Annotated in this window: 18 protein-coding genes; 14 read left to right on the plus strand and 4 right to left on the minus strand. The window is 67.5% G+C overall.

Going from position 1 to position 20,087, the window contains the following annotated elements; all coding sequences use genetic code 11:
- The first annotated feature begins 37 nt into the window (after window positions 1–37).
- The 8 genes from B7R22_RS03185 to B7R22_RS03220 all read left to right on the plus strand — a co-directional run bounded on the left by B7R22_RS03185 (window position 38) and on the right by B7R22_RS03220 (window position 9,651).
- Window positions 38–1,159 (plus strand): mannose-1-phosphate guanylyltransferase, encoded by a 1,122-nt coding sequence (locus B7R22_RS03185; RefSeq protein WP_116410358.1) that lies wholly within the window; start codon window positions 38–40, stop codon window positions 1,157–1,159.
- Window positions 1,160–1,217: 58 nt separating this feature from the next.
- The gene (locus B7R22_RS03190; RefSeq protein ID WP_116410359.1) at window positions 1,218–2,282 is read left to right on the plus strand and encodes a BMP family lipoprotein; all 1,065 of its coding nucleotides are present in this window, start codon (window positions 1,218–1,220) and stop codon (window positions 2,280–2,282) included.
- Between the two features lie 207 nt (window positions 2,283–2,489).
- Window positions 2,490–3,602 (plus strand): BMP family lipoprotein, encoded by a 1,113-nt coding sequence (locus tag B7R22_RS03195; protein WP_253258849.1) that lies wholly within the window; start codon window positions 2,490–2,492, stop codon window positions 3,600–3,602.
- 94 nt (window positions 3,603–3,696) lie between these two features.
- Window positions 3,697–5,244 (plus strand): ABC transporter ATP-binding protein, encoded by a 1,548-nt coding sequence (locus B7R22_RS03200; protein WP_116410361.1) that lies wholly within the window; start codon window positions 3,697–3,699, stop codon window positions 5,242–5,244.
- Window positions 5,241–6,521, plus strand: a complete 1,281-nt coding sequence (locus tag B7R22_RS03205; protein WP_116410362.1) for an ABC transporter permease — start codon at window positions 5,241–5,243, stop codon at window positions 6,519–6,521. Before B7R22_RS03200 ends, B7R22_RS03205 begins: the two co-directional genes overlap by 4 nt.
- Window positions 6,518–7,870, plus strand: a complete 1,353-nt coding sequence (locus B7R22_RS03210) for an ABC transporter permease (protein WP_116410363.1) — start codon at window positions 6,518–6,520, stop codon at window positions 7,868–7,870. Before B7R22_RS03205 ends, B7R22_RS03210 begins: the two co-directional genes overlap by 4 nt.
- A 10-nt stretch (window positions 7,871–7,880) precedes the next feature.
- Window positions 7,881–8,303, plus strand: coding sequence for a cytidine deaminase (locus B7R22_RS03215; RefSeq protein WP_116410364.1), 423 nt, complete (start codon window positions 7,881–7,883; stop codon window positions 8,301–8,303).
- Between the two features lie 49 nt (window positions 8,304–8,352).
- The gene (locus B7R22_RS03220; RefSeq protein ID WP_116410365.1) at window positions 8,353–9,651 is read left to right on the plus strand and encodes a thymidine phosphorylase; all 1,299 of its coding nucleotides are present in this window, start codon (window positions 8,353–8,355) and stop codon (window positions 9,649–9,651) included.
- A gap of 249 nt (window positions 9,652–9,900) precedes the next feature.
- Here B7R22_RS03220 and B7R22_RS03225 read toward each other — a convergent pair whose 3' ends face one another.
- The gene (locus B7R22_RS03225; RefSeq protein WP_116410366.1) at window positions 9,901–10,848 is read right to left on the minus strand and encodes a nucleoside hydrolase; all 948 of its coding nucleotides are present in this window, start codon (window positions 10,846–10,848) and stop codon (window positions 9,901–9,903) included.
- A 78-nt stretch (window positions 10,849–10,926) separates the two neighbouring features.
- On the opposite strand from B7R22_RS03225, the gene B7R22_RS03230 reads away from it, so the two are divergent.
- The 5 genes from B7R22_RS03230 (at window position 10,927) to B7R22_RS03250 (ending at window position 14,978) form a co-directional block, all read left to right on the plus strand.
- Complete coding sequence (locus B7R22_RS03230; RefSeq protein WP_116410367.1) at window positions 10,927–12,138, plus strand: adenosylhomocysteinase; 1,212 nt, start codon at window positions 10,927–10,929, stop codon at window positions 12,136–12,138.
- 13 nt (window positions 12,139–12,151) lie between these two features.
- Entirely contained in the window at window positions 12,152–12,979 is an 828-nt protein-coding gene (locus B7R22_RS03235; RefSeq protein ID WP_116410368.1) for an IclR family transcriptional regulator, read from the plus strand.
- Window positions 12,980–13,090: 111 nt separating this feature from the next.
- Window positions 13,091–14,212, plus strand: a complete 1,122-nt coding sequence (locus tag B7R22_RS03240) for an adenosine deaminase (RefSeq protein WP_116410369.1) — start codon at window positions 13,091–13,093, stop codon at window positions 14,210–14,212.
- A gap of 9 nt (window positions 14,213–14,221) precedes the next feature.
- Window positions 14,222–14,668 (plus strand): PTS sugar transporter subunit IIA, encoded by a 447-nt coding sequence (locus tag B7R22_RS03245; RefSeq protein ID WP_116410370.1) that lies wholly within the window; start codon window positions 14,222–14,224, stop codon window positions 14,666–14,668.
- A gap of 37 nt (window positions 14,669–14,705) precedes the next feature.
- Entirely contained in the window at window positions 14,706–14,978 is a 273-nt protein-coding gene (locus B7R22_RS03250; protein ID WP_116410371.1) for a PTS sugar transporter subunit IIB, read from the plus strand.
- Between the two features lie 74 nt (window positions 14,979–15,052).
- Here B7R22_RS03250 and B7R22_RS03255 read toward each other — a convergent pair whose 3' ends face one another.
- The 3 genes from B7R22_RS03255 to B7R22_RS03265 are packed head-to-tail and all read right to left on the minus strand — an operon-like array spanning window position 15,053 to window position 18,413.
- Window positions 15,053–15,856, minus strand: a complete 804-nt coding sequence (locus tag B7R22_RS03255; RefSeq protein ID WP_116410372.1) for an IclR family transcriptional regulator domain-containing protein — start codon at window positions 15,854–15,856, stop codon at window positions 15,053–15,055.
- The gene (locus B7R22_RS03260) at window positions 15,853–17,580 is read right to left on the minus strand and encodes a phospho-sugar mutase (RefSeq protein ID WP_116410373.1); all 1,728 of its coding nucleotides are present in this window, start codon (window positions 17,578–17,580) and stop codon (window positions 15,853–15,855) included. The genes B7R22_RS03255 and B7R22_RS03260 overlap by 4 nt, the downstream gene beginning before the upstream one ends.
- Complete coding sequence (locus B7R22_RS03265; protein ID WP_116410374.1) at window positions 17,577–18,413, minus strand: purine-nucleoside phosphorylase; 837 nt, start codon at window positions 18,411–18,413, stop codon at window positions 17,577–17,579. The genes B7R22_RS03260 and B7R22_RS03265 overlap by 4 nt, the downstream gene beginning before the upstream one ends.
- 95 nt (window positions 18,414–18,508) lie before the next feature.
- Between B7R22_RS03265 and B7R22_RS03270 the strand changes: the two genes are divergently transcribed.
- Window positions 18,509–19,942, plus strand: a complete 1,434-nt coding sequence (locus tag B7R22_RS03270; RefSeq protein WP_116410375.1) for an NAD(P)H-quinone dehydrogenase — start codon at window positions 18,509–18,511, stop codon at window positions 19,940–19,942.
- Window positions 19,943–20,087: the final 145 nt, after the last annotated feature.

Below are 20,087 nucleotides of genomic sequence, written 5' to 3' on the forward strand. Positions count from 1 at the left end.
GCGGGGTGCACATGTGGCTATCGGTAAGGTGGGGCGCATGAGTGCACACAACGACCTGCTCGGGCGTTTCTACAGCGTCATCCCGGCCGGCGGAATCGGTTCGAGGCTCTGGCCGCTGTCGCGGGCGGATGCTCCCAAATTCCTGCACGACCTGAGCGGTTCGGGCCAGAGTCTGCTGCGCGACACCTGGGACCGGTTGGTGCCCCTCGCGGGCGAGCAGCGCATCATGGTCGTCACCGGCCGCGCCCACCGGGCCGCCGTAGAGCGGCAACTGCCCGCGCTCGCCGACGAGAATGTGGTGCTCGAGAGCGAACCCCGCGAGTCGACCGCGGCGATCGGACTGGCGGCGGCCATCCTGAACCGCCGGGAGCCGGGCGTGATCATCGGCTCGTTCGCGGCCGACCATGTGATCGGGCACCCCGAGCAGTTCCGCGACGTGGTGCGCGAGGCGATGATCACCGCCGACGCGGGCTACATCACCACCATCGGCATCATGCCCACCGAGCCCTCGATCGGGTTCGGCTACATCCACGCCGGCAAGCCGCTGGGTGTCGAGGGCGCCCCCGGGGCCATGTTCGTCGACAGCTTCGTCGAGAAGCCCGACCTGAAGACGGCCGAACGCTACGTCACGTCGGGCACGTACCTGTGGAACGCGGGGATGTTCATCTCCCGCGCCGATGTCCTGCTCGAGCAGATCGGCCGCTCACGGCCCGACATGCTCGCCGGCCTGATGGAGCTCGCAGAGGCCTGGGACACCCCGCGCCGAGGCGCCGTCGTCGACTACATCTGGCCGGAGCTCGAGAAGATCGCGATCGACTACACCGTCGCCGAGCCGAGTGCGAAGGAAGGCAAACTCGCCGTCGTGCCCGGAACGTTCAGCTGGGACGATGTGGGCGACTTCGCCTCGATCGCGAAGCTGCACTCGGGTGGCCGCAAGAGCGAGCTCGCCATCCTCGGCAAGAACGCGCGCATCCTCTCGGACTCCTCGAGCGGCGTCGTGGTCTCGAACAGCAACCGGGTCATCAGCCTGATCGGCGTGGAGGACATCATCGTGGTCGACACGCCCGATGCGCTGCTCGTCACCACGAGCGCACACGCGCAGCGGGTGAAGGCCGTCGTCGACGCGCTCCGCCTGTCGGGTTCGGGCGACGTGCTCTGACATTCCGATTGCGCAACGGCGCCGTCTGACGGCTTGGCCGACGGATAGGTTTGTTCCCATGAAGTCGACCACTCGCGCCGTTTCCGTTCTCGCCGTCGCTGCGTCTGTCGCCCTGGTGCTGGCCGGATGCTCGCCTGCCCCCGCGCCGTCGACCTCGTCGGCCAGCGCCTACTGCGCGCGCATGGTCACGAACTCGGGTGGTATCGATGACCGCTCGTTCAACCAGTCCAGCTGGGAGGGCCTCCAGAAAGCGGAGGCCGACCTCGGCATCACGGCCAAGGTGCTGGTGTCGACGAACGAGACCGACCTCGCTCCCAACGTGGAGCAGGCCGTGAACAGTGGCTGCGGCTTCGTGCTCACGGTGGGCTATGAACTCGCCGATGCGACGAGTGCCCAGGCGGCGTCGCATCCGTCGACCCACTTCGCGATCGTCGACGAGCAGGTGACCGCGCCGAACGTCAAATCGATCCTGTTCGACACGGCCGAGGCCTCCTACCTCGCGGGCTATCTCGCCGCCGGTGTGTCGAAGACGGGGAAGGTCGCGACCTTCGGCGGCGGCAACCAGCCGCCCGTCACTCTCTTCATGGACGGATTCGTCGACGGTGTCGCCGCCTACAACGCCGCACACGGAACGAGCGTGCTGGCCCTCGGCTGGGACAAGGCGGGCCAGGACGGCGTCTTCACCGGCGACTTCGAAGACGTCAACAAGGGCAAGACGGTGACACAGGCCTTCATCGACCAGGGCGCAGATGTGATCATGCCCGTCGCCGGCCAGGTCGGCGAGGGTGCCGCCGCAGCCGCTTCGGAGTCCGGCGGCGCCAAGATCATCTGGGTCGACAACGATGGGTACGACACCCTGCCGGCTGAGTACAAGCCGATTCTGCTCACGAGCGTCATGAAGAAGACCGGTGATGCTGTCGAACAGATCGTCGGAGACGACTCGAAGGGCACGTTCGACAGTGCCGCCTATATCGGCACCCTCGCCAACAGCGGCGTCGACCTCGCGCCCTACCACGACCTCGAGTCGAGCCTCCCGGCAGGGCTCGCCGACGAGGTGACTGCGTTGAAGGCGGACATCGTCTCGGGCAAAGTTGTTGTGACATCGCCCAGCCAGCCCCAGTAACGCGCGCCGAGGAGCGTTCCGCGCCTGATATCTGCGCCGAGCGCCAGATCCCGGCGTGAACATTTCAGCAGTATTAACGGGTCGCCACGTCTTTGTAACGCTTGCGCTCCAAAGCGACCCTGAGGCAAGACGGCGCTCATGACTTTGGGTAACGTGTATCCCCACAGCACCTGCGCCCCGTCCCGGGGCAACCTTTTGGAGGACATCTTGAGCAACACCAAACGCCGTCTGGTCTTCGGTGGCCTGGCCACCATCGCAACGGCAGCCCTGCTCGCCGGCTGCGCGTCGGCTCCGGCCACCTCGTCGTCGAGCGCACCGACCGCTTCGGCCGCCGCGAACTTCAAGCCCTGCATGGTCTCCGACCTCGGTGGCTTCGACGACAAGTCGTTCAACCAGCTGGGCGACGAGGGCCTGAAGGACGGCGCCGCAGCCGTCGGCGTGAAGGCGATCGAAGTGCAGTCGAACGCTGAGACCGACTACGCGCCGAACATCGACAGCTTGATCTCGCAGAACTGCACGCTCATCGTCACCGTCGGTTTTGCCCTCTCGGCTGCCACCGTGACGGCAGCGCTCGCGAACCCGACCGTCGACTTCGCCATCATCGACGACGCCGCCGACAACGACTTCAATGGCAAGACCGACGCGCCGAACATCAAGCCGATCCTCTTCAACACCGCACAGGCCGCCTTCCTCGCGGGCTACGCCTCGGCGAGCTACAGCAAGGCCGGCAAGGTCGCGACCTACGGCGGCATGAACTTCCCGACCGTCACCATCTTCATGGACGGCTTCGCCCAGGGCGTCGCGTACTACAACACGCAGAAGTCGAAGTCGATCCAGGTGCTCGGTTACGACCCGAAGAGCCCCGACTCGGCGACCTTCACCGGTGGCTTCGAGGCCAACGACACCGCCAAGACCACGGCGCAGAACTTCATCGACCAGGGTGCAGACGTCCTGCTGCCCGTGGGTGGACCCATCTTCCAGAGTGCCGGTGCCGCCATCACCGACTCCGGCAAGGATGTCGCCCTGCTCGGTGCCGACGCTGACGTGTTCGACACCTTCCCGACGTACGACAGCCTCTACTTCACCTCCGTGCTGAAGGGCATCAAGCAGGCCACCAGTGACGTCGTCAAGGCAGCGGCCACCGGCGGCACCTTCGACACCGCCGCCTACATCGGCGATCTGTCGAACGACGGTGTCGGCATCGCGCCGTTCCACAACTTCTCCAGCAAGGTCGACGGAGGCCTCCAGGGTGAACTCGACACCATCAAGGCAAGCATCATCTCGGGTTCCATTCCCGTGACGTCGTACCTCACCAAGTAGTACCCAGCCCGTTGCTGGCTCGGGTGGGGGAACCGGATACGTCCGGTTTCCCCACCCTCTTTTTAACCATCCGACCCACAGGTAGATTGAAACAATGAAGCTCGAACTGCGTGGTATCACAAAGCGTTTCGGTTCTCTCGTAGCCAACGACCACATCGACCTGGTGGTGAAGCCGGGGGAGATCCATGCCCTGCTCGGTGAGAACGGCGCGGGCAAGTCGACACTGATGAACGTGCTCTACGGCCTCTACCAAGCAGACGAGGGCGAGATCCTGCTCGACGACGTTGTGCAGCACTTCGCCGGCCCGGGCGATGCGATGGGCTCGGGCATCGGCATGGTGCACCAGCACTTCATGCTCATCCCCGTCTTCACGGTGGCCGAGAACGTGATGCTCGGCAACGAACAGACCAAGGCCGGCGGGCGGCTCGACCTCACAGCGGCCAGGGCCCGCGTGAAGGAGATCAGCGCGCGCTTCGGTTTCGACCTCGACCCCGACGCCCTGGTCGACGACCTCCCCGTCGGTGTCCAGCAGCGGGTCGAGATCATCAAGGCGCTCAGCCGCGACGCGAAGGTGCTGGTGTTCGACGAGCCGACTGCGGTGCTCACCCCGCAGGAGACCGACGAGTTGATGGTCATCATGGGCCAGCTCCGCGACGCGGGAACCTCGATCGTCTTCATCACCCACAAGCTCCGCGAGGTGCGGGAGATCGCGGATCGCATCACGATCATCCGGCTCGGCAAGGTGGTCGGCGAGGCCGAACCGACCGCGTCGAACGCCGAACTGGCCTCGCTCATGGTCGGCCGCGCAGTTGAGCTGACGGTGCACAAAGAACTCGCAAGGCCCGGCGACGCTGCCCTGGTCGTCGAGAACCTGTCGGTGGTGGATGCCGTCGGCCAGCTTGTGGTGAACAACGTCAGCTTCGAGGTGCACCGCGGAGAAGTCCTGGCGATCGCCGGTGTGCAGGGCAACGGCCAGACCGAGCTCAGCGAGGCGATCATCGGGCTGCAGGAGAAGGTGCTCGGCTCGATCACGCTCGACGGTCAGTCCCTCGTCGGCATGAGCGTCAACGGCGTGCTCGAGGCCGGGGTGGGCTTCGTTCCCGAAGACCGCAACCACGACGGTCTGGTCGGTGAGTTCACGATCGCCGAGAACCTGATGCTCGACCGGTCGAACACGGCACCGTTCGTGAAGCGCGGCACGCTGCAGCTGAACTATCTCAACCAGTTCGCCGAAGAGAAGACCCGCGAGTTCGATGTGCGTTCGCAGGGCATCCAGACCGCTGTCGGCCGCCTGTCGGGCGGGAACCAGCAGAAGGTCGTGCTCGCCCGGGAACTGAGCCGTGATCTCCGGCTGTTCGTGGCCGCCCAGCCGACCCGCGGCATCGACGTCGGCTCGATCGAATTCGTGCACAAGCGCATCGTCGAGACGCGCGACTCGGGAGTTCCCGTCATCGTCGTCTCGACCGAGCTCGACGAAGTCGTCGCGCTGGCCGACCGCATCGCGGTGATGTACCGCGGCAGCATCGTCGGGATCGTTCCCGGCAACACCTCACGCGACGTCCTCGGGCTGATGATGGCGGGCGAGGTACCCGATGTGATCACGACCGTCGAGACCGACACAATAGAAGGAGCGCTTCTGTGAGCGACACTGCAGTTGCCCCCACGCCGGCCCCCACCCCCGCGGCCGGCTCGTCGACCGGTTCCGCTCCGGCGCCGAAGTCGAACCAGGTCCTGCGGGACATCGCGGGTGGCAGCGTCGTCATCTCGATTCTCGCGGTGGTGCTGGCGCTGATCGTCGGCGGCATCCTGATCGCGCTGACCGACGAGAACGTCCAGGCGGCCTCCGGCTACTTCTTCTCCCGTCCCGGTGACACGATCAACGCCATCTGGGTGTCGGTCTCCGGAGCCTACGGCGCACTCTTCCAGGGCTCGGTCTACAACTTCGGGGCTCTCGACTTCGCCAAGGGCATCAAGCCGCTGACCGACACGCTCACCTTCGCGACGCCGCTGATCGTCGCCGGTCTCGGCGTGGGCCTCGCGTTCCGCGCGGGGATGTTCAACATCGGCGGCCAGGGGCAGATGCTCATCGCTGCGGCCGCCGCCGGCTGGGTGGGGTACTCCTTCCCGCTGCCCTACGGCCTCCACCTCGTGCTCGCCGTTCTGGCCGGCATCGCGGGTGGCGCGATCTGGGGCGGCATCGTCGGTCTGCTCAAGGCGCGAACGGGCGCGCACGAGGTGATCGTGACGATCATGCTGAACTACGTCGCCGTCTACCTCGTGTCATACATGCTCCGCACGCCCGGGCTGCTGCAGGCGCCGGGGTCGAACAACCCGAAGACGCCGGCGATGCTGCCGACGGCGGTGTACCCCGACCTGCTCGGGCCGGGCTACAACCTGCACGCGGGGCTGCTGGTCTCGATCGCCGCGACGGTGTTCGTCTGGTGGCTGCTCTCCCGTTCGAGCCTCGGCTTCAAGTTCCGTGCCGTCGGGATCAACCCGAACGCCGCGCGGGTCGCCGGTATCGACGTGAAGCGTTCCTACGTCACCGTGATGCTGCTCTCGGGTGGGCTGATCGGTCTTGCCGGTGTCGCCCAGGTGCTCGGCACCGTCACCACGGGGTTCTCCTCCGGCATCGACGCAGGGATCGGGTTCGACGCCATCACTGTGGCCTTGCTCGGGCGGTCCAAGCCGTGGGGCATCTTCGTGGCGGGCATCCTGTTCGGCGCGTTCAAAGCCGGCGGATTCTCGATGCAGGCCGGCCAGGGCATCCCCGTCGACATCGTGCTCGTCGTGCAGTCGCTCATCGTGCTGTTCATCGCCGCGCCGCCGCTCGTGCGGGCTGTCTTCCGGCTCCCGACGCCCGGCGTGGCAGTCAAGAAGAAACCGGTCGCACTCTCGAAGGCGGTGGCAGCGAAATGAGTTCACCCATCACCGGATCGGGCAACCTCGGAGTCGAAGTCGTGGACCCGGGCGCCGTCTCGTCGGCCACCCAGCACGAGCACCCCGACTCGTCGAAGGGCCTCGAAAAGACCATCGTGAAGAGTTGGAAGGCTCCGATCGGCTACGCCGTCTTCGCCCTGATCGCACTTCTGCTGTTCGTCATCCTCGGCCGAGACGGCTTGTCGACGTTTACGCTCTCGGGCGACAATGACCTCATTCAGTTGCCCGACGTGGTTGTGGTCGCTCGACCCACCGGTCTGATCGTGACCGTCCTGCTGGTTGTCATTGCGATCGTCGGCTTCCTGCTCGTCCGGGTCAATCGGCGCGTTCCGCTCTGGTTGACCGCCGTTCTCGGCGTGCTGTTCCTGTTCGGCTTCCTTGCCTGGGCCGACGCCGGGGCCTCGCTGCCGATCCAGGTGGCCGGGCTCCTCGTCGGATCGGTATCGCTCTCGGTACCTCTGATCTTCGGTGCACTGGGCGGAGTCATCTCCGAACGCGTGGGTGTGGTCAACGTCGCGATCGAAGGTCAGCTGCTCGCCGGCGCCTTCATGGCGGCAGTGGTCACGTCTGTCACCGGACTGCCGGTCCTGGGGCTCATCACAGCCGCGATAGCGGGCGCTCTCGTATCGTTCGTCCTGGCGGCATTCGCCATCAAGTACCTGGTCGACCAGGTCATCGTGGGTGTCGTGCTCAACGTGCTCGTGATCGGCCTCACGAACTTTCTCTTCTCGCAGGTGCTCTCGAAGAACGCCGAGATCTTGAACTCGCCGGTGCGTTTTGACCGCATCAACATCCCGTTGCTGAGCGAGATCCCGCTCATCGGTCCGACGCTGTTCCGGCAGACCATCATCGTCTACCTAATGTATATCGCTGTCGCTGTGGTGTTCTTCGCCTTATTCCACACCAAGTGGGGTCTGCGTGTGCGGGCAGTGGGCGAGCATCCACAGGCCGCCGACACTGTCGGCATCAACGTCAATGGAACACGCTTCTGGAATGTGATGCTCGCCGGTGCGATCACCGGGCTCGGTGGGGCATACTTCACCCTCGGCTCCGTGGGTGCATTCAACAAGGAGATGACGGCCGGCGCCGGCTACATCGCCCTCGCGGCGGTGATCTTCGGACAGTGGGACCCGATCAGAGCGACTCTTGCCGCGTTGCTGTTCGGTTTCGCCACCAACTTGCAGAGTTCGCTCGGCATCATCGGTTCGCCGGTGCCGTCGGAGTTCATGCTCATGCTTCCGTATGTGCTGACCATCTTCGCCGTGGCCGGGCTGGTGGGCCGCTCGCGGGGCCCTGCGGCATCCGGCAAACCCTACATAAAATCCTAGGAGCATCGTCATGTCCACAGCCCCGGTCGACTGGGATGCCCTGCGCGCCGTCGCGAACGAAGCAGCCATCCACGCCTACGTGCCGTACTCGCACTTCCCGGTCGGCGTGGCGGCGATCGTCGACGACGGGCGGATCATTTCCGGCGCGAACGTCGAGAACGCCTCCTACGGGCTGACACTCTGCGCCGAGTGCGCCTTGGTCTCGTCGCTGCACATGACCGGCGGCGGCAAGCTCGTCGCGTTCACCTGCGTCGACGGGCAGGGCGGCGCACTGATGCCGTGCGGCCGCTGCCGACAGCTGCTCTACGAACACTCGGCCGAGGGGATGCTGCTCGAGACGGTGTCGGGCATCCGCACCATCGACGAGGTGCTGCCCGATGCGTTCGGGCCGCGCACGCTGGTCGCGTACAGCGAGGCGACGGCCGGGTCCTGAGGCCGGCCCGTCCCGATCATCCACCACCACCCACACCTGGGAGCACCACATGAGCATCGAAGCCCACGACGTCGTCGACCTGATCCGCACCAAGCGTGACGGCGGGGCGTTGACGACCTCCCAGATCGACTGGATGATCGACGCCTACACCCGCGGCTACGTCGAAGACTCGCAGATGGCAGCCATGGCGATGGCGATCCTGCTGAACGGTATGGGGAGGTCGGAAATCCGCGACCTGACGCTGGCCATGATCGCGAGCGGCGAGACGATGAGTTTCGAGGGGCTCGGCAAGACCACCGTCGACAAGCACTCCACCGGCGGAGTGGGCGACAAGATCACCCTCCCGCTGATGCCGCTGGTGGCGTCGTTCGGGGTGGCGGTGCCGCAGCTCTCCGGTCGGGGCCTCGGGCACACCGGCGGAACGCTCGACAAGCTCGAGAGCATCCCGGGTTGGCGGGCAACGCTGTCGAACGAGGAGATGTTCGAGCAGTTGCGCTCGGTGGGTGGCGTCATCTGCGCGGCGGGCAGCGGCCTCGCGCCGGCCGACAAGAAGCTCTACGCCCTGCGGGACATCACGGGGACGGTCGAGGCGATACCGCTCATCGCGTCGTCGATCATGTCGAAGAAGATCGCCGAGGGGACCGCTGCGCTCGTTCTCGACGTGAAGTTCGGGTCGGGTGCGTTCATGCAGGACATCGTCAAATCGCGGGAACTCGCCCAGACAATGGTCGACCTCGGCAACGACGCCGGAGTGGTCACGTCGGCTCTGCTGACCGACATGCACCGGCCGCTCGGGCTGGCGATCGGCAACGCGAACGAGGTTCGCGAATCGGTCGAGGTGCTGGCCGGCGGCGGACCGGCCGACGTGGTGGAGCTGACGCTCGCGCTGGCCTCCGAGATGCTCGCTCTCGCCGGGCAGCCCGACGCGGATGTCGCGGGCGCGCTCGCCTCCGGGCAGGCGATGGACTCGTGGCGAGCCGTGATCCGCGCCCAGGGCGGGGATCCGGATGCCGCGCTGCCGGTCGCCCGCGAGACGCACACGGTGCTGGCTCCCACGTCGGGGGTGCTGCTCGAGCAGCTCGCGCTGCCGTTCGGTATCGCGGCCTGGCGGCTCGGCGCGGGGCGCGCCCGGGCCGAGGATCCCGTGCAGCACGCGGCGGGCATCGACCTGCACGCCAAGGCGGGCGACACCGTGGTGGCCGGTCAGCCCCTGTTCACGCTGAGCGCCGACGAGCCGTCCCGCTTCGAGCGGGCCCTCGAGGCGCTCGACGGCGCGTACGCCATCGGCCCTGCGTCGGAGTACGTGGACCGCGGCCCCCTCGTGGCGGAGCGCATCGCGCCCCGCTGACCCGCGGCGCTGCCGCGCCCCGGCGCCCGCGCCCGCGCAGCGTGCCTCACACTGACGAGCCATGGTGCGCCGTGCGCTACAACCTCTCGCTCGTCAATGACGCTGAGGTGAACGCCGCCACAGCCTCCCCCTCGCGCCCATACGGAGGGATCGAAGGGACGCAAATCGCGGCAATCCTCCACCTTTGGCGCGATATGGGTCCCTTCGCCCGGCTCGCGGGGGGCAGGCACGGGGGCGGCCGGGCGCAGGCTACTGCGCGGGGTCGCCGATGCGCTCGAGGGCCTCCGTCACGAGGGCCCAGAAGCGCGCGTGATCGAGTTTTACCGCGACCTGGGTGGTGCAGTCATCCGGAGCCGGCGCGCGGAAGTCCGCGACCGTCATGCCGAGCGTGAGCGTTCCGGTGAGTTCGATGTCGAGCGGCACGCGGCGGGTCGTCATGATGGTTGGGTCGATCACGTAGGCGACCGCGCACGGGTCGTGCACGGGGGGCGAGTCGAAGCCCTGGTGTTTGCGGTAGGTCTCGCCGAAGAACTCCAGCAGTTCGCCGACGAAGCGGGCCGGCGCGGTGTCGATGGCCGCGATGGCCGCCGCGACGGCCGGCGTTGCGAGCGCCTGGTGGGTGAGGTCAAGCCCCACCATCGTGAGCGGCCAGGCCTCGTTGAAGACGATGTGTGCGGCCTCCGGGTCGATGATGATGTTGAACTCGGAGGTCGCGCTCCAGTTGCCGCCCGCGTAGGCGCCGCCCATCAGCACGATCTCCCGCACGCGCGACGCGATGCGCGGCTCCTTCCGCACGGCCATCGCGATGTTCGTGAGGCCGGCGGTGGCCACGAGCGTGATCTCGCCGGACTCGTGCGCCATGATCGTGTCGATGATGAGGTCGATGGCGTGACGCGGGTCGAGGGTGATGGTCGGCTCGGGAAGTACGGGCCCGTCGAGCCCGGATTCGCCGTGGATGGTCTCGGCGACCTCGATCTTCCGCACGAGGGGCCGCGGGGCGCCGGCTGCGAACGGCACCCCGGTGATGCCGGCGACGCGCGCCACGGAGAGGGCGTTCCGCGTCACCTTGTCGAGCGTCTGGTTGCCGACGACCGTCGTGACGGCGACCAGTTCGACGTCAGGGTTGCCGTGCGCGAGCAGGATCGCAATGGCGTCGTCGTGCCCGGGGTCGCAGTCGAGGATGATCTTGCGCGGCATGGCTGGCCCTTCGGCATCGGGAAATGGATCTGGTCATCATATATGAAATGTGTCTTCATATATGAAAGGATGTGCGGCATGACCGATACGAGGAATGACGTCGACGCAGCATCCGGAGCCCGCAGAGTGGAGTGGATCCGGTCACGCATGCCCCTGCTCGCAAGGGCCCGGGAGGATTTCGCCCGAACCCGACCCTTCGAGGGCCACCGGATCGGGATGTCGCTGCACGTCGAGCCCAAGACGGCCGTTCTCGTCGAGACGCTTGCGGCGGGCGGTGCGGAGATCGTCGGCACCGGCAATCACGGCTCCACCCAGGACGACATCGTCGCCTACCTCAACGGCGTCGAGGTGGAGGGCCGCCGTCTTACGATCTTCGGCCGCCGCGACGACGACCTCGACGCGCACCACGCGAACGTCTCCCGTGTGCTCGACGCCCGGCCGAGCATCCTGCTCGACAACGGCGGGGATCTCGCGGCCGGGATCATCGCGCGCGGCGGCACCGCGAGCATCCTGGGTGGCACAGAGGAGACCACCTCGGGCGGCGACCGGCTGCGCACCGAACTCGCGGGCCAGGTGCCGTTCCCGGTGATCGTGATCAACGACAGCCTGCTGAAGCAGATCGGCGAGAACAAGCACGCGGTCGGCCAGTCGGTGGCGGAGAGCTTCATGCGCATCACGAACCTGATGGTGCCGGGGGCACGGTTCGTCGTGGTCGGTTACGGCTGGTGCGGGCGCGGAGTGGCGCATTACCTCCGTTCGCTCGGCGGCAAGGTGGCTGTCGCCGAGATCGACGAGTTGAAGGCGTTCGAGGCGGCGCTCGACGGGTTCCGGGTCTCGACGGCGGTCGATCTCGCGCCGTGGGCCGACGGGGTCATCACAGCGACAGGCCGCCCGGGCGTGGTCGGCGCGGAGGTCTTCGACCGGATGCACGACGGTGCGATCCTCGCCAACTGCGGCCACTTTCCGTGGGAGATCGACGTGCCGGCGCTCCTCGCGTCGAGCGTCTCGAGTCGCGCGGTCGACGAGGCGATCGACCGCATCGAGATGCCGGACGGACGTCACCTCGTGCTCCTCGCCCAGGGGCGCATGTTCAACCTGGCGGGGCGCTCGCCCAAGGGCAACTCGATCCAGTCCATGGATCTTGGCTTTCTGCTGCAGACCCTCTCGCTCGAGCGCATCGCCCTGGAAGCTGCTTCGGGGTCGCTCCCGGCGGGCGCCCAGCCGGTGCCGGATGACATCGAGCGCACGATTGCGCGCCGGATGCTCACCGCGATGTCGGCGTCGGAGTAGGGGAGGGCGGCGGATGCGCGGCACACGATCGCGCGCGGTGGATGACTCGGTGTCGGGCCCGGACTACGCTGTTCCGGCCCTCGACAAGGCGCTCGACGTTCTCGAGCTGCTGGCCGGCAGCGACACGGGGCTCAGCCAGGCGCAGATCGCCGCGGCGATCGGCCGGAGCGCCACGCAGATCTTCCGCGTGCTCACCCTGCTCGAGCGGCGCGGCTATCTCTACCGTGATGCGGGCTCGGGGCTCTATCTGCTCTCGACGATGCTGTTCGAGCTGGCGCACCGCCAGGAGCCTCTCCGCTCGCTGGTCGCCGCAGCCCTGCCCCCGATGCGGCGATTGGCCGACGAGACCCGCTCGTCGTGCAACCTCAGCGTTCTCGATGCCGGGCGGATGCGCGTGGTGGCGCAGGTCGTGAGCCCGAGCGACTTCGGGTTCCAGGTGCGTGTCGGGGCATTGTTCCCGGTCGAGACGACGGCGTCGGGGCTGGTTCAGCTCGCGTTCTCAAACGGGCGGGAAGCGGGCGCAGCCGCAAACGCAGCCGCAGCCGCAGCTGCAGACACTGTCTCCGGATCTCGGCCCGCTTTGGCCGAGATCCGGGCGAGAGGGTACCTCGAGCAGCCCGATGCGCTGCAGCCCGGCGTCACCGACATCGTGTTCCCGGTGTTCGGCAGTGCTCGCGCGTTCGGTCCCGCAGGCGGAGCTCTGCCGCGCCACGCGCTTGCCGTGCTCACCGTGCCCTACGTGGCGACGAGCTTCAGCGACCGCACCAGCGATTTCGTGCGGGAGCGTGCCGGCAACGCCGCCCGGGAGATCGCCGACTCCCTGCACGGCGGAGCCGCCTGATCCGTCGTTCCGTCGCCGCTGTCACACTGTTCCGATAGATTGTGTTCTGCTCGGTGCTCGCACCGGAACCGCAACGGGGCCTCACGCCTCGCACACCACAGGAGGAACCAGATGTCTGACAGAGGCGAAGAATATTTTCTGAGCGGAACCGACATCAGTATCAGTTCCCTGCCGAAGGTGTCGCTGCACGACCACCTCGATGGCGGCCTCCGCGCGGAGACGATCGTCGAGCTGGCCGACTCGATCGGTTTCGCCCTTCCGGCGTCCACTCCGGATGACCTGGCCGACTGGTTCGAGACGAGCGCGAGCTCGGGCTCGCTCGTCGACTATCTCAAGACGTTCGACGTGACGATCGCCGTCATGCAGAGCCGCGAGGGGCTCAGCCGGGTCGCCCGCGAATTCGTGCAGGATCTCGCCGCCGATGGCGTCGTCTACGGCGAGGTGCGCTGGGCTCCCGAGCAGCACCTCTCGACCGGGCTGACGCTCGACGAGACGGTCGAGGCGGTGCAGGCCGGCATCGAACAGGGCATCGACGATGCGCGGGCGGCCGGTCGAATCATCCGGATCGGGCAACTCGTGACCGCGATGCGCCACGCCGACCGTGCGATGGAGATCGCCGAGCTCGCCGTGCGGCACCGCGACCGCGGGGTCGTGGGCTTCGACATCGCCGGCGCCGAACTCGGCTTCCCCGCGGGCAACCACCGCGCTGCGTTCGACTACCTCGCCCAGCAGTTCTTCCCGGTGACGGTGCACGCCGGCGAGGCCGACGGGCTCGACAGCATCCGCGGTGCCCTGTTCGACGGGCGCGCGCTCCGGCTCGGGCACGGCGTGCGCCTCGCCGAAGACATCACCATCGAGCGTCAGGACGACGAGAGCACCTACGTGACGCTCGGCGGGCTCTCCCAGTGGGTGAAGGATCGCGAGATCGCGCTCGAGCTCTCGCCGTCGTCGAACCTGCAGACCGGAGCGGTGAGCCGCTGGGGCGACGACCTGGCCGATCATCCGTTCGACCTGCTCTACCAGCTCGGCTTCAAGGTGACGGTGAACACCGACAACAGGCTGATGAGCAACACGACAATCAGTCGTGAGCTGGCGCTCCTCTCAGACGTGTTCGACTACGACCTCACCGACCTCGAGACATTCCAGTTGAATGCTGCTGCGGCCACATTCCTTCCCCTCGAAGACCGTGAGGAGTTGGCTGACGTCATCTCCGAAGGTTTCGACGAAGCGTAGGCGTACCGGATGCTCGCCCTCCCCGACGCGGCAATCCTCCTCGGCCGAACAGCAGCCGACTGGAGAGGTGCTGTTCTGCTCGCGGGAGAGGCGTTGCAGGCCGCCGGCTTCGTGCAGCAGTCGTACGGGGCGCGGATGGTCGGCATGGTCGAGGAGTTCGGTGCCTACATCGTCATCGCGCCGGGGCTCGCCCTCGCTCATGCACGGCCCGGGCCCGACGTGCTGGCGTCGGGGATGTCGGTGGTGACGCTCGCGGAACCCGTGGTGTTCGGGCATCCGTACAACGACCCGGTGTCGATTGTGCTCGGGTTGGCCGTGATCACTGCCGATGAGCATGTGGCGGGTATCGCGGAACTGGCGAACGTGTTCAACGACCCGGCGGCTCTCGGCCGGCTCGGTGCGGCTCGGAGCGCGGCAGACGTGCGGGCGGTCTTCGAGGTTCCGGGAGTATCGTGACCGGTGGCAGACTCGACGAACACTGACGGAGAATGACATGAAGATCGTGGCGATCTGCGGGGCCGGCGTGGGTACGTCAGGGATTCTCAAGGTGAATGCCGAGCGGGCCCTGGCACGACTCGACATCGAGGCCGAGGTGACCGCCACCGATCTGGCCAGCGTCGCCGTCGCTGCGGCCGATGCGCAGGTGATCCTCACATCGCCGGAGTTCGTCGACCGGCTCGGCAAGACGAACGCCGATGTGATCGTGGTGCAGAACTACTTCGACCTCGACGAACTGACGGCGAAGCTCGAGGCCGCGCTCGGCTGACGGTCGCGGCGGGTCGCCTGCCGCACGGGCCGGCTGCGACAACGCGTCCCCATCGACCACCCGCGCAGCGACCGCTACCGGCCGAAACGCTCCGCCCGCTCGGCGAGCACGAGGTCGGCCGTGATCGCGCTCGCGGTGGCCTGGAGCGCTGGCAGGTACTTCTCGCGCACGGTGTCACTCGTGCCGGTCGACGCCGCCGTCGAGATGTTGATCGCCGCGACAACCGCGCCGCTCTCATCGCGGAGGGGCGCTGCGATCGAGCGGAGGCCCGGTTCGAGCTCCTGGTCGACCACTGTCCAGCCGGCGCTCCGCACCCTGTCGAGCTCCCTGATGAGGGCGCTCTCGGAGACGACGGTGCGTTCGGTCAGCGCCTGGAGCTTCACGTGGTGCAGGTAGTCGTCCAGGGCATCCGGTGCGAGACCGGCGAGCAGCACCCGGCCCATGGATGTCGCGTAGGCGGGCAGTCGTGTGCCGAGGTTGATGCCGACCGACATGATGCGGTGCGTCGGAACCCGCACCACGTAGACGATGTCGGCACCGTCGAGCACGGCCGCCGAAGTGGCTTCGCCGATCGCGTGGGAGAGTTCTTCGAGGTGCGGCTGGGCCACCTCGGGCAGCGTGATGCCCGAGAGGTAGCTGAAGCCGAGCTCGAGCACCTTCGCCGTGAGCGCGAAGTCCCGGCCGTCGCTTCGCACATAGCCGAGCTCGATCAGGGTCATCAGGAAGCGCCGGGTGGTCGCCCGGGTGAGCCCAGTGGCGCGGGAGATGTCGCTGAGCGTCATGCGCGGGGTGTCGCGGGAGAACACGCGGATGACACTCAGCCCCCGCGCGAGCGATTGTACGAATCCGCTGCTGGGGCCGGGGATTTCGTCTGTCACGAGACCAGCTCGCGCATGCCGGCCTCGAGGGCCCCGAGTCGGAGCGCCACAGACTTCTTGCGCTTCTCCAGCCTGCCCGAGGTGCTCGAGACGTCGATATAGACCTTGAGCTTCGGCTCTGTTCCGCTGGGGCGAACCATGATGCGCGATCCGTCGTCCATCCGGATGCGCAGGATGTCGCTCGGCGGAAGCTCCCCTGAACCCGCCGCAAGATCGTCGATGGCGGCCACGTCGATGCCGCCGATCGTCGTCGGCGGTACGGCGCGCAGCCGGCTCATCACGGTCTGGATGAGCGTGAGGTCGCTGACCCGCAGCGAGATCTGGGCCGAACCGAAGTGACCGAACTTCTCGCTGAAACGGTCGAGCTGGTCGTCGAGCGTGAAACCGTCGACTGCGAGGTCGCTCGCGAGAGCCAGCAGTGCCACAGCAGCGGAGATTCCGTCTTTGTCGCGAACGGTCTGCGGGTTGACGAGGTAGCCGAGGGCCTCCTCGTATCCGAAGATGAGCCCCGGCACGCGGGAGACCCACTTGAACCCGGTTAGCGTCTCCTGGAACCCCAGCCCATACGCCCGGGCGACGGCGGCGAGAGCGGGCGAGGAGACGACAGAGCAGGCCAGCGTGGGGCGCGGCATGTCACCGGGAGCCGACGACTTCCGGCCGCGCTCCGCCGCGTAGGCCTCGGCCGCCCGCCAGCCGAGAAGCGCTCCCACCTCGTTGCCGGTCAACCGGCGGAAGCCCGAGTCGGACCCCTTGTCGGGCATCGCGATGGCGAGCCGGTCGGCATCAGGGTCATTCGCGATGATGAGCTGCGCCCCGCCGGAACGAGCCGCCGCATACGCCAGGTCGAGGGCGCCGGGCTCCTCGGGGTTCGGGAATGCGACCGTGGGGAACCGGGCATCCGGCCGGATCTGCGCTGTCACAACGTCGGGCTCGATGTACCCTGCCGCACCGAGCACGCGCGAGAACGCCTCCCAGCCCACGCCGTGGAGCGCGGTGTAGACGACGCGCGGCTGCGCACCGATCTCCGCAGCCGGAAGCCAGCTCACAGCGGCTGTCTGGGTGACGTAGGCCTCGAAGACCGATTCCGGCGCGAGTTCGTACTCACTCGAACGGGGCAGCTCGGAGATCGGCCCGGCCGAGGCCACGCGCAGGATGTGGGCCTCGATCTCGGAGTCGACCGGCGCGATGATCTGCGACCCCTCGTCGGCGTCGCCGAGATACACCTTGTAGCCGTTGTCGTTCGGCGGATTGTGCGAGGCCGTGACCATGACGCCGGCACTCGTGCCCAGATGCCGCACGGCGAAGGCGACGAGCGGAGTCGGTAGCAGCCGCGGCAGCAGGATCGCCCGCACACCCGCCCCGGCGAGCAGCTCGGCGGAGTCGGTGGCGAAGACCTGGGAGTTCTTTCGCCCGTCGTAGCCCACCACCACCGACGGCACCTCACCCGGGGCTGCGCGTTCGAGCAGGAAGTCGGCGAGACCGCGCGCGGCCTGGGCCACGAGAACCCGGTTCATGCGGTTGGGGCCCGCCGCAATCGCACCGCGGAGCCCTGCCGTGCCGAAGGCCAGCCTGCCGTCGAAGCGGTCGGCGAGCTCGGCGACCGCCGTCTCGTCGCCGCCCTGCGCTGCCGTGACGAGCGCAGTCAGTTCGGCCCGGGTCTCCTCGTCGGGATCCTGCGCGATCCAGGCGTGTGCGGCGGTGGCGAGCTCGCCGCGCGCGCTCACAGGGCCGCCACGATGCGGGCGAGGAGGGCAGTGATGACCGGCTCGGCCTGCTGGCCGGCCTCGAGGACCTCTTTGTGCGAGAGCGGCGTCTTCTGGATGCCCGCCGCCAAGTTCGTGATCAGCGACATGCCGAGCACCTCCATGCCCGCCTCGCGGGCCGCGATCGCCTCGAGGGCGGTCGACATGCCCACGATGTGGCCGCCGATCGCCTTGGCCATCTGTACCTCGGCCGGGGTCTCGTAGTGGGGCCCGCGGAACTGCACGTAGACGCCCTCGTCGAGTTCGGCATCCACCGACCGGGCGACGTCGCGGAGGCGCTTCGAATAGAGATCGGTGAGGTCGATGAAGGTGGCGCCCTCGAGCGGCGAGTCGGCGGTGAGGTTGATGTGGTCGCTGATCAGCACCGGGCTGCCCGGCGTCCACGTCTCGCGGATTCCGCCGGCACCATTGGTGAGGATCATCACCTTCGCGCCCGTTGCTGCCGCCGTTCGCACGCTGTGCACCACCCGGCGGACGCCATGGCTCTCGTAGTAGTGGGTGCGCGCACCGATCACGAGTGCGTGCTTGCCGCCCGGCAGGCGCACCGATCGGAGCGAGCCGACGTGGCCGATCACGGCGGGCGCGCTGAAGCCGACGATCTCGGTGGCCGGGATCGTGGCGACGGTCTCACCGATGAGATCGGCCGCCTTCGCCCAGCCGCTGCCGAGCGTGAGGGCGATGTCGTGCTTCTCGATGCCGCTCTTCTCGGCGATCTGGCCGGCCGCCTCACGGGCGATGTCGAAGGGGCTCGAGTCCGGCTGGTCGAGGGGGTTCAGGGCTGCTGCAGAAGACATGTCTTTACTGTAGTTAACACAATCGTCATCTTCTGGGAGCAAACCGGAACCTGTGGAGTTTGTCGGCAGATGGGCGGCTGGGGAACAATGGACGCATGGCCTATGAATTCGAGCGCAAGCAGAGAATCACCGTTCTGGGCGGTGGGCCGGGCGGGTACGAAGCGGCCATCGCCGGAGCCCAGCTCGGTGGGGAAGTCACCCTGATCGAGCGGGTCGGGGTGGGCGGATCCGCCGTTCTCACCGACGTCGTGCCCTCGAAGACCCTGATCGCGACGGCCGAGGCAGCCAACGCGATCGGCGACGCGGCCGACCTAGGCGTGCAGTTCTTCGCCCGCACCGACGCGGGCCGGCCGATCCGTCCCGACGTCGCCGTGAACATCGCTGCCGTCAACAAGCGGCTGCTCGGGCTCGCGCGCCAGCAGTCCGAAGACATGAAGTCGACGCTCATCCGCTCGGGTGTGAAGATCGTGCAGGGCGAGGGCCGGCTCGATGGACCCGATGCCATCATCGTCTCGACCGGTGGCCCCGACGGTGTCGACTTCGATCGCATCGAGGGCGACACCACCGTGATCTCGGTGGGCGCCAGCCCGCGCCTGCTCGCGAGCGCCATGCCCGACGGCGAGCGCATCTTCACCTGGACGCAGCTCTACAACCTGCAGTCGATCCCCGAGCACCTCATCGTGGTCGGATCGGGCGTGACGGGCGCCGAGTTCGCCTCTGCCTACACCGCTCTCGGCTCCAAGGTGACCCTGATCTCGAGCCGCGACCAGGTGCTGCCGGGCGAGGATGCGGATGCCGCCGCGGTGATCGAGAACGTCTTCCGCCGGAACGGGATGACCGTGCTGTCGAAGTCGCGGGCCGACTCCGTGGTGCGTACGGAGAACGGCGTCATCGCGACGCTCTCCGACGGGCGTACCGTCGAAGGTTCGCACTGCCTGATGGCCGTCGGAGCGGTGCCCAACACAGCCGGTATCGGGCTCGAGGAGGCGGGCGTGCAGCTCACCGAGAGCGGACACATCCGCGTCAACCGAGTCGCCCGCACGAGCGTGCCGAGCATCTACGCGGCAGGGGACTGCACGACGTTCCTGCCGCTGGCCTCCGTCGCCTCGATGCAGGGGCGCACGGCGATGTTCCACGCGATGGGCGATGCGGTGAATCCGACCGAGATCAGGAACGTGGCGTCGAACATCTTCACGCAGCCCGAGATCGCGACCGTCGGCTGGACGCAGCGGCAGATCGAGGAGGGCATCGCGCAGGGCGACATCTACAAGCTGCCGCTCTCGGAGAACCCGCGGGCGAAGATGATGGGCATCAAGGACGGTTTCGTCAAGCTGTTCGCGCGCACCGGGTCGGGCACGGTCATCGGCGGCGTCATCGTGGCGCCCAAGGCCTCGGAGCTGATCTTCCCGATCGCGCTGGCCGTGGAGCACCGGCTCACGGTCGACCAGGTGTCGCGGGCGTTCACGGTCTACCCGTCGCTGACCGGGTCGATCACGGATGCCGCTCGCGCGATGCACATCGTTCTGTAGGGCTCCTCCGTCTTCTCGTCCACAGGGGCGGTGATGCCCGGGGTTGTGCACGCCGGTGGCGGGCGCGCTCTTTCGTGAACTATGCTCACGTTCGGGGGCGGGTGTCGTCGCCGTTCGACGGTCTGCATCGTCGAACGAAAGTCAC

This window comes from Subtercola boreus, assembly GCF_003399635.1.
GTDB classification, from domain to species: domain Bacteria; phylum Actinomycetota; class Actinomycetes; order Actinomycetales; family Microbacteriaceae; genus Subtercola; species Subtercola boreus_B.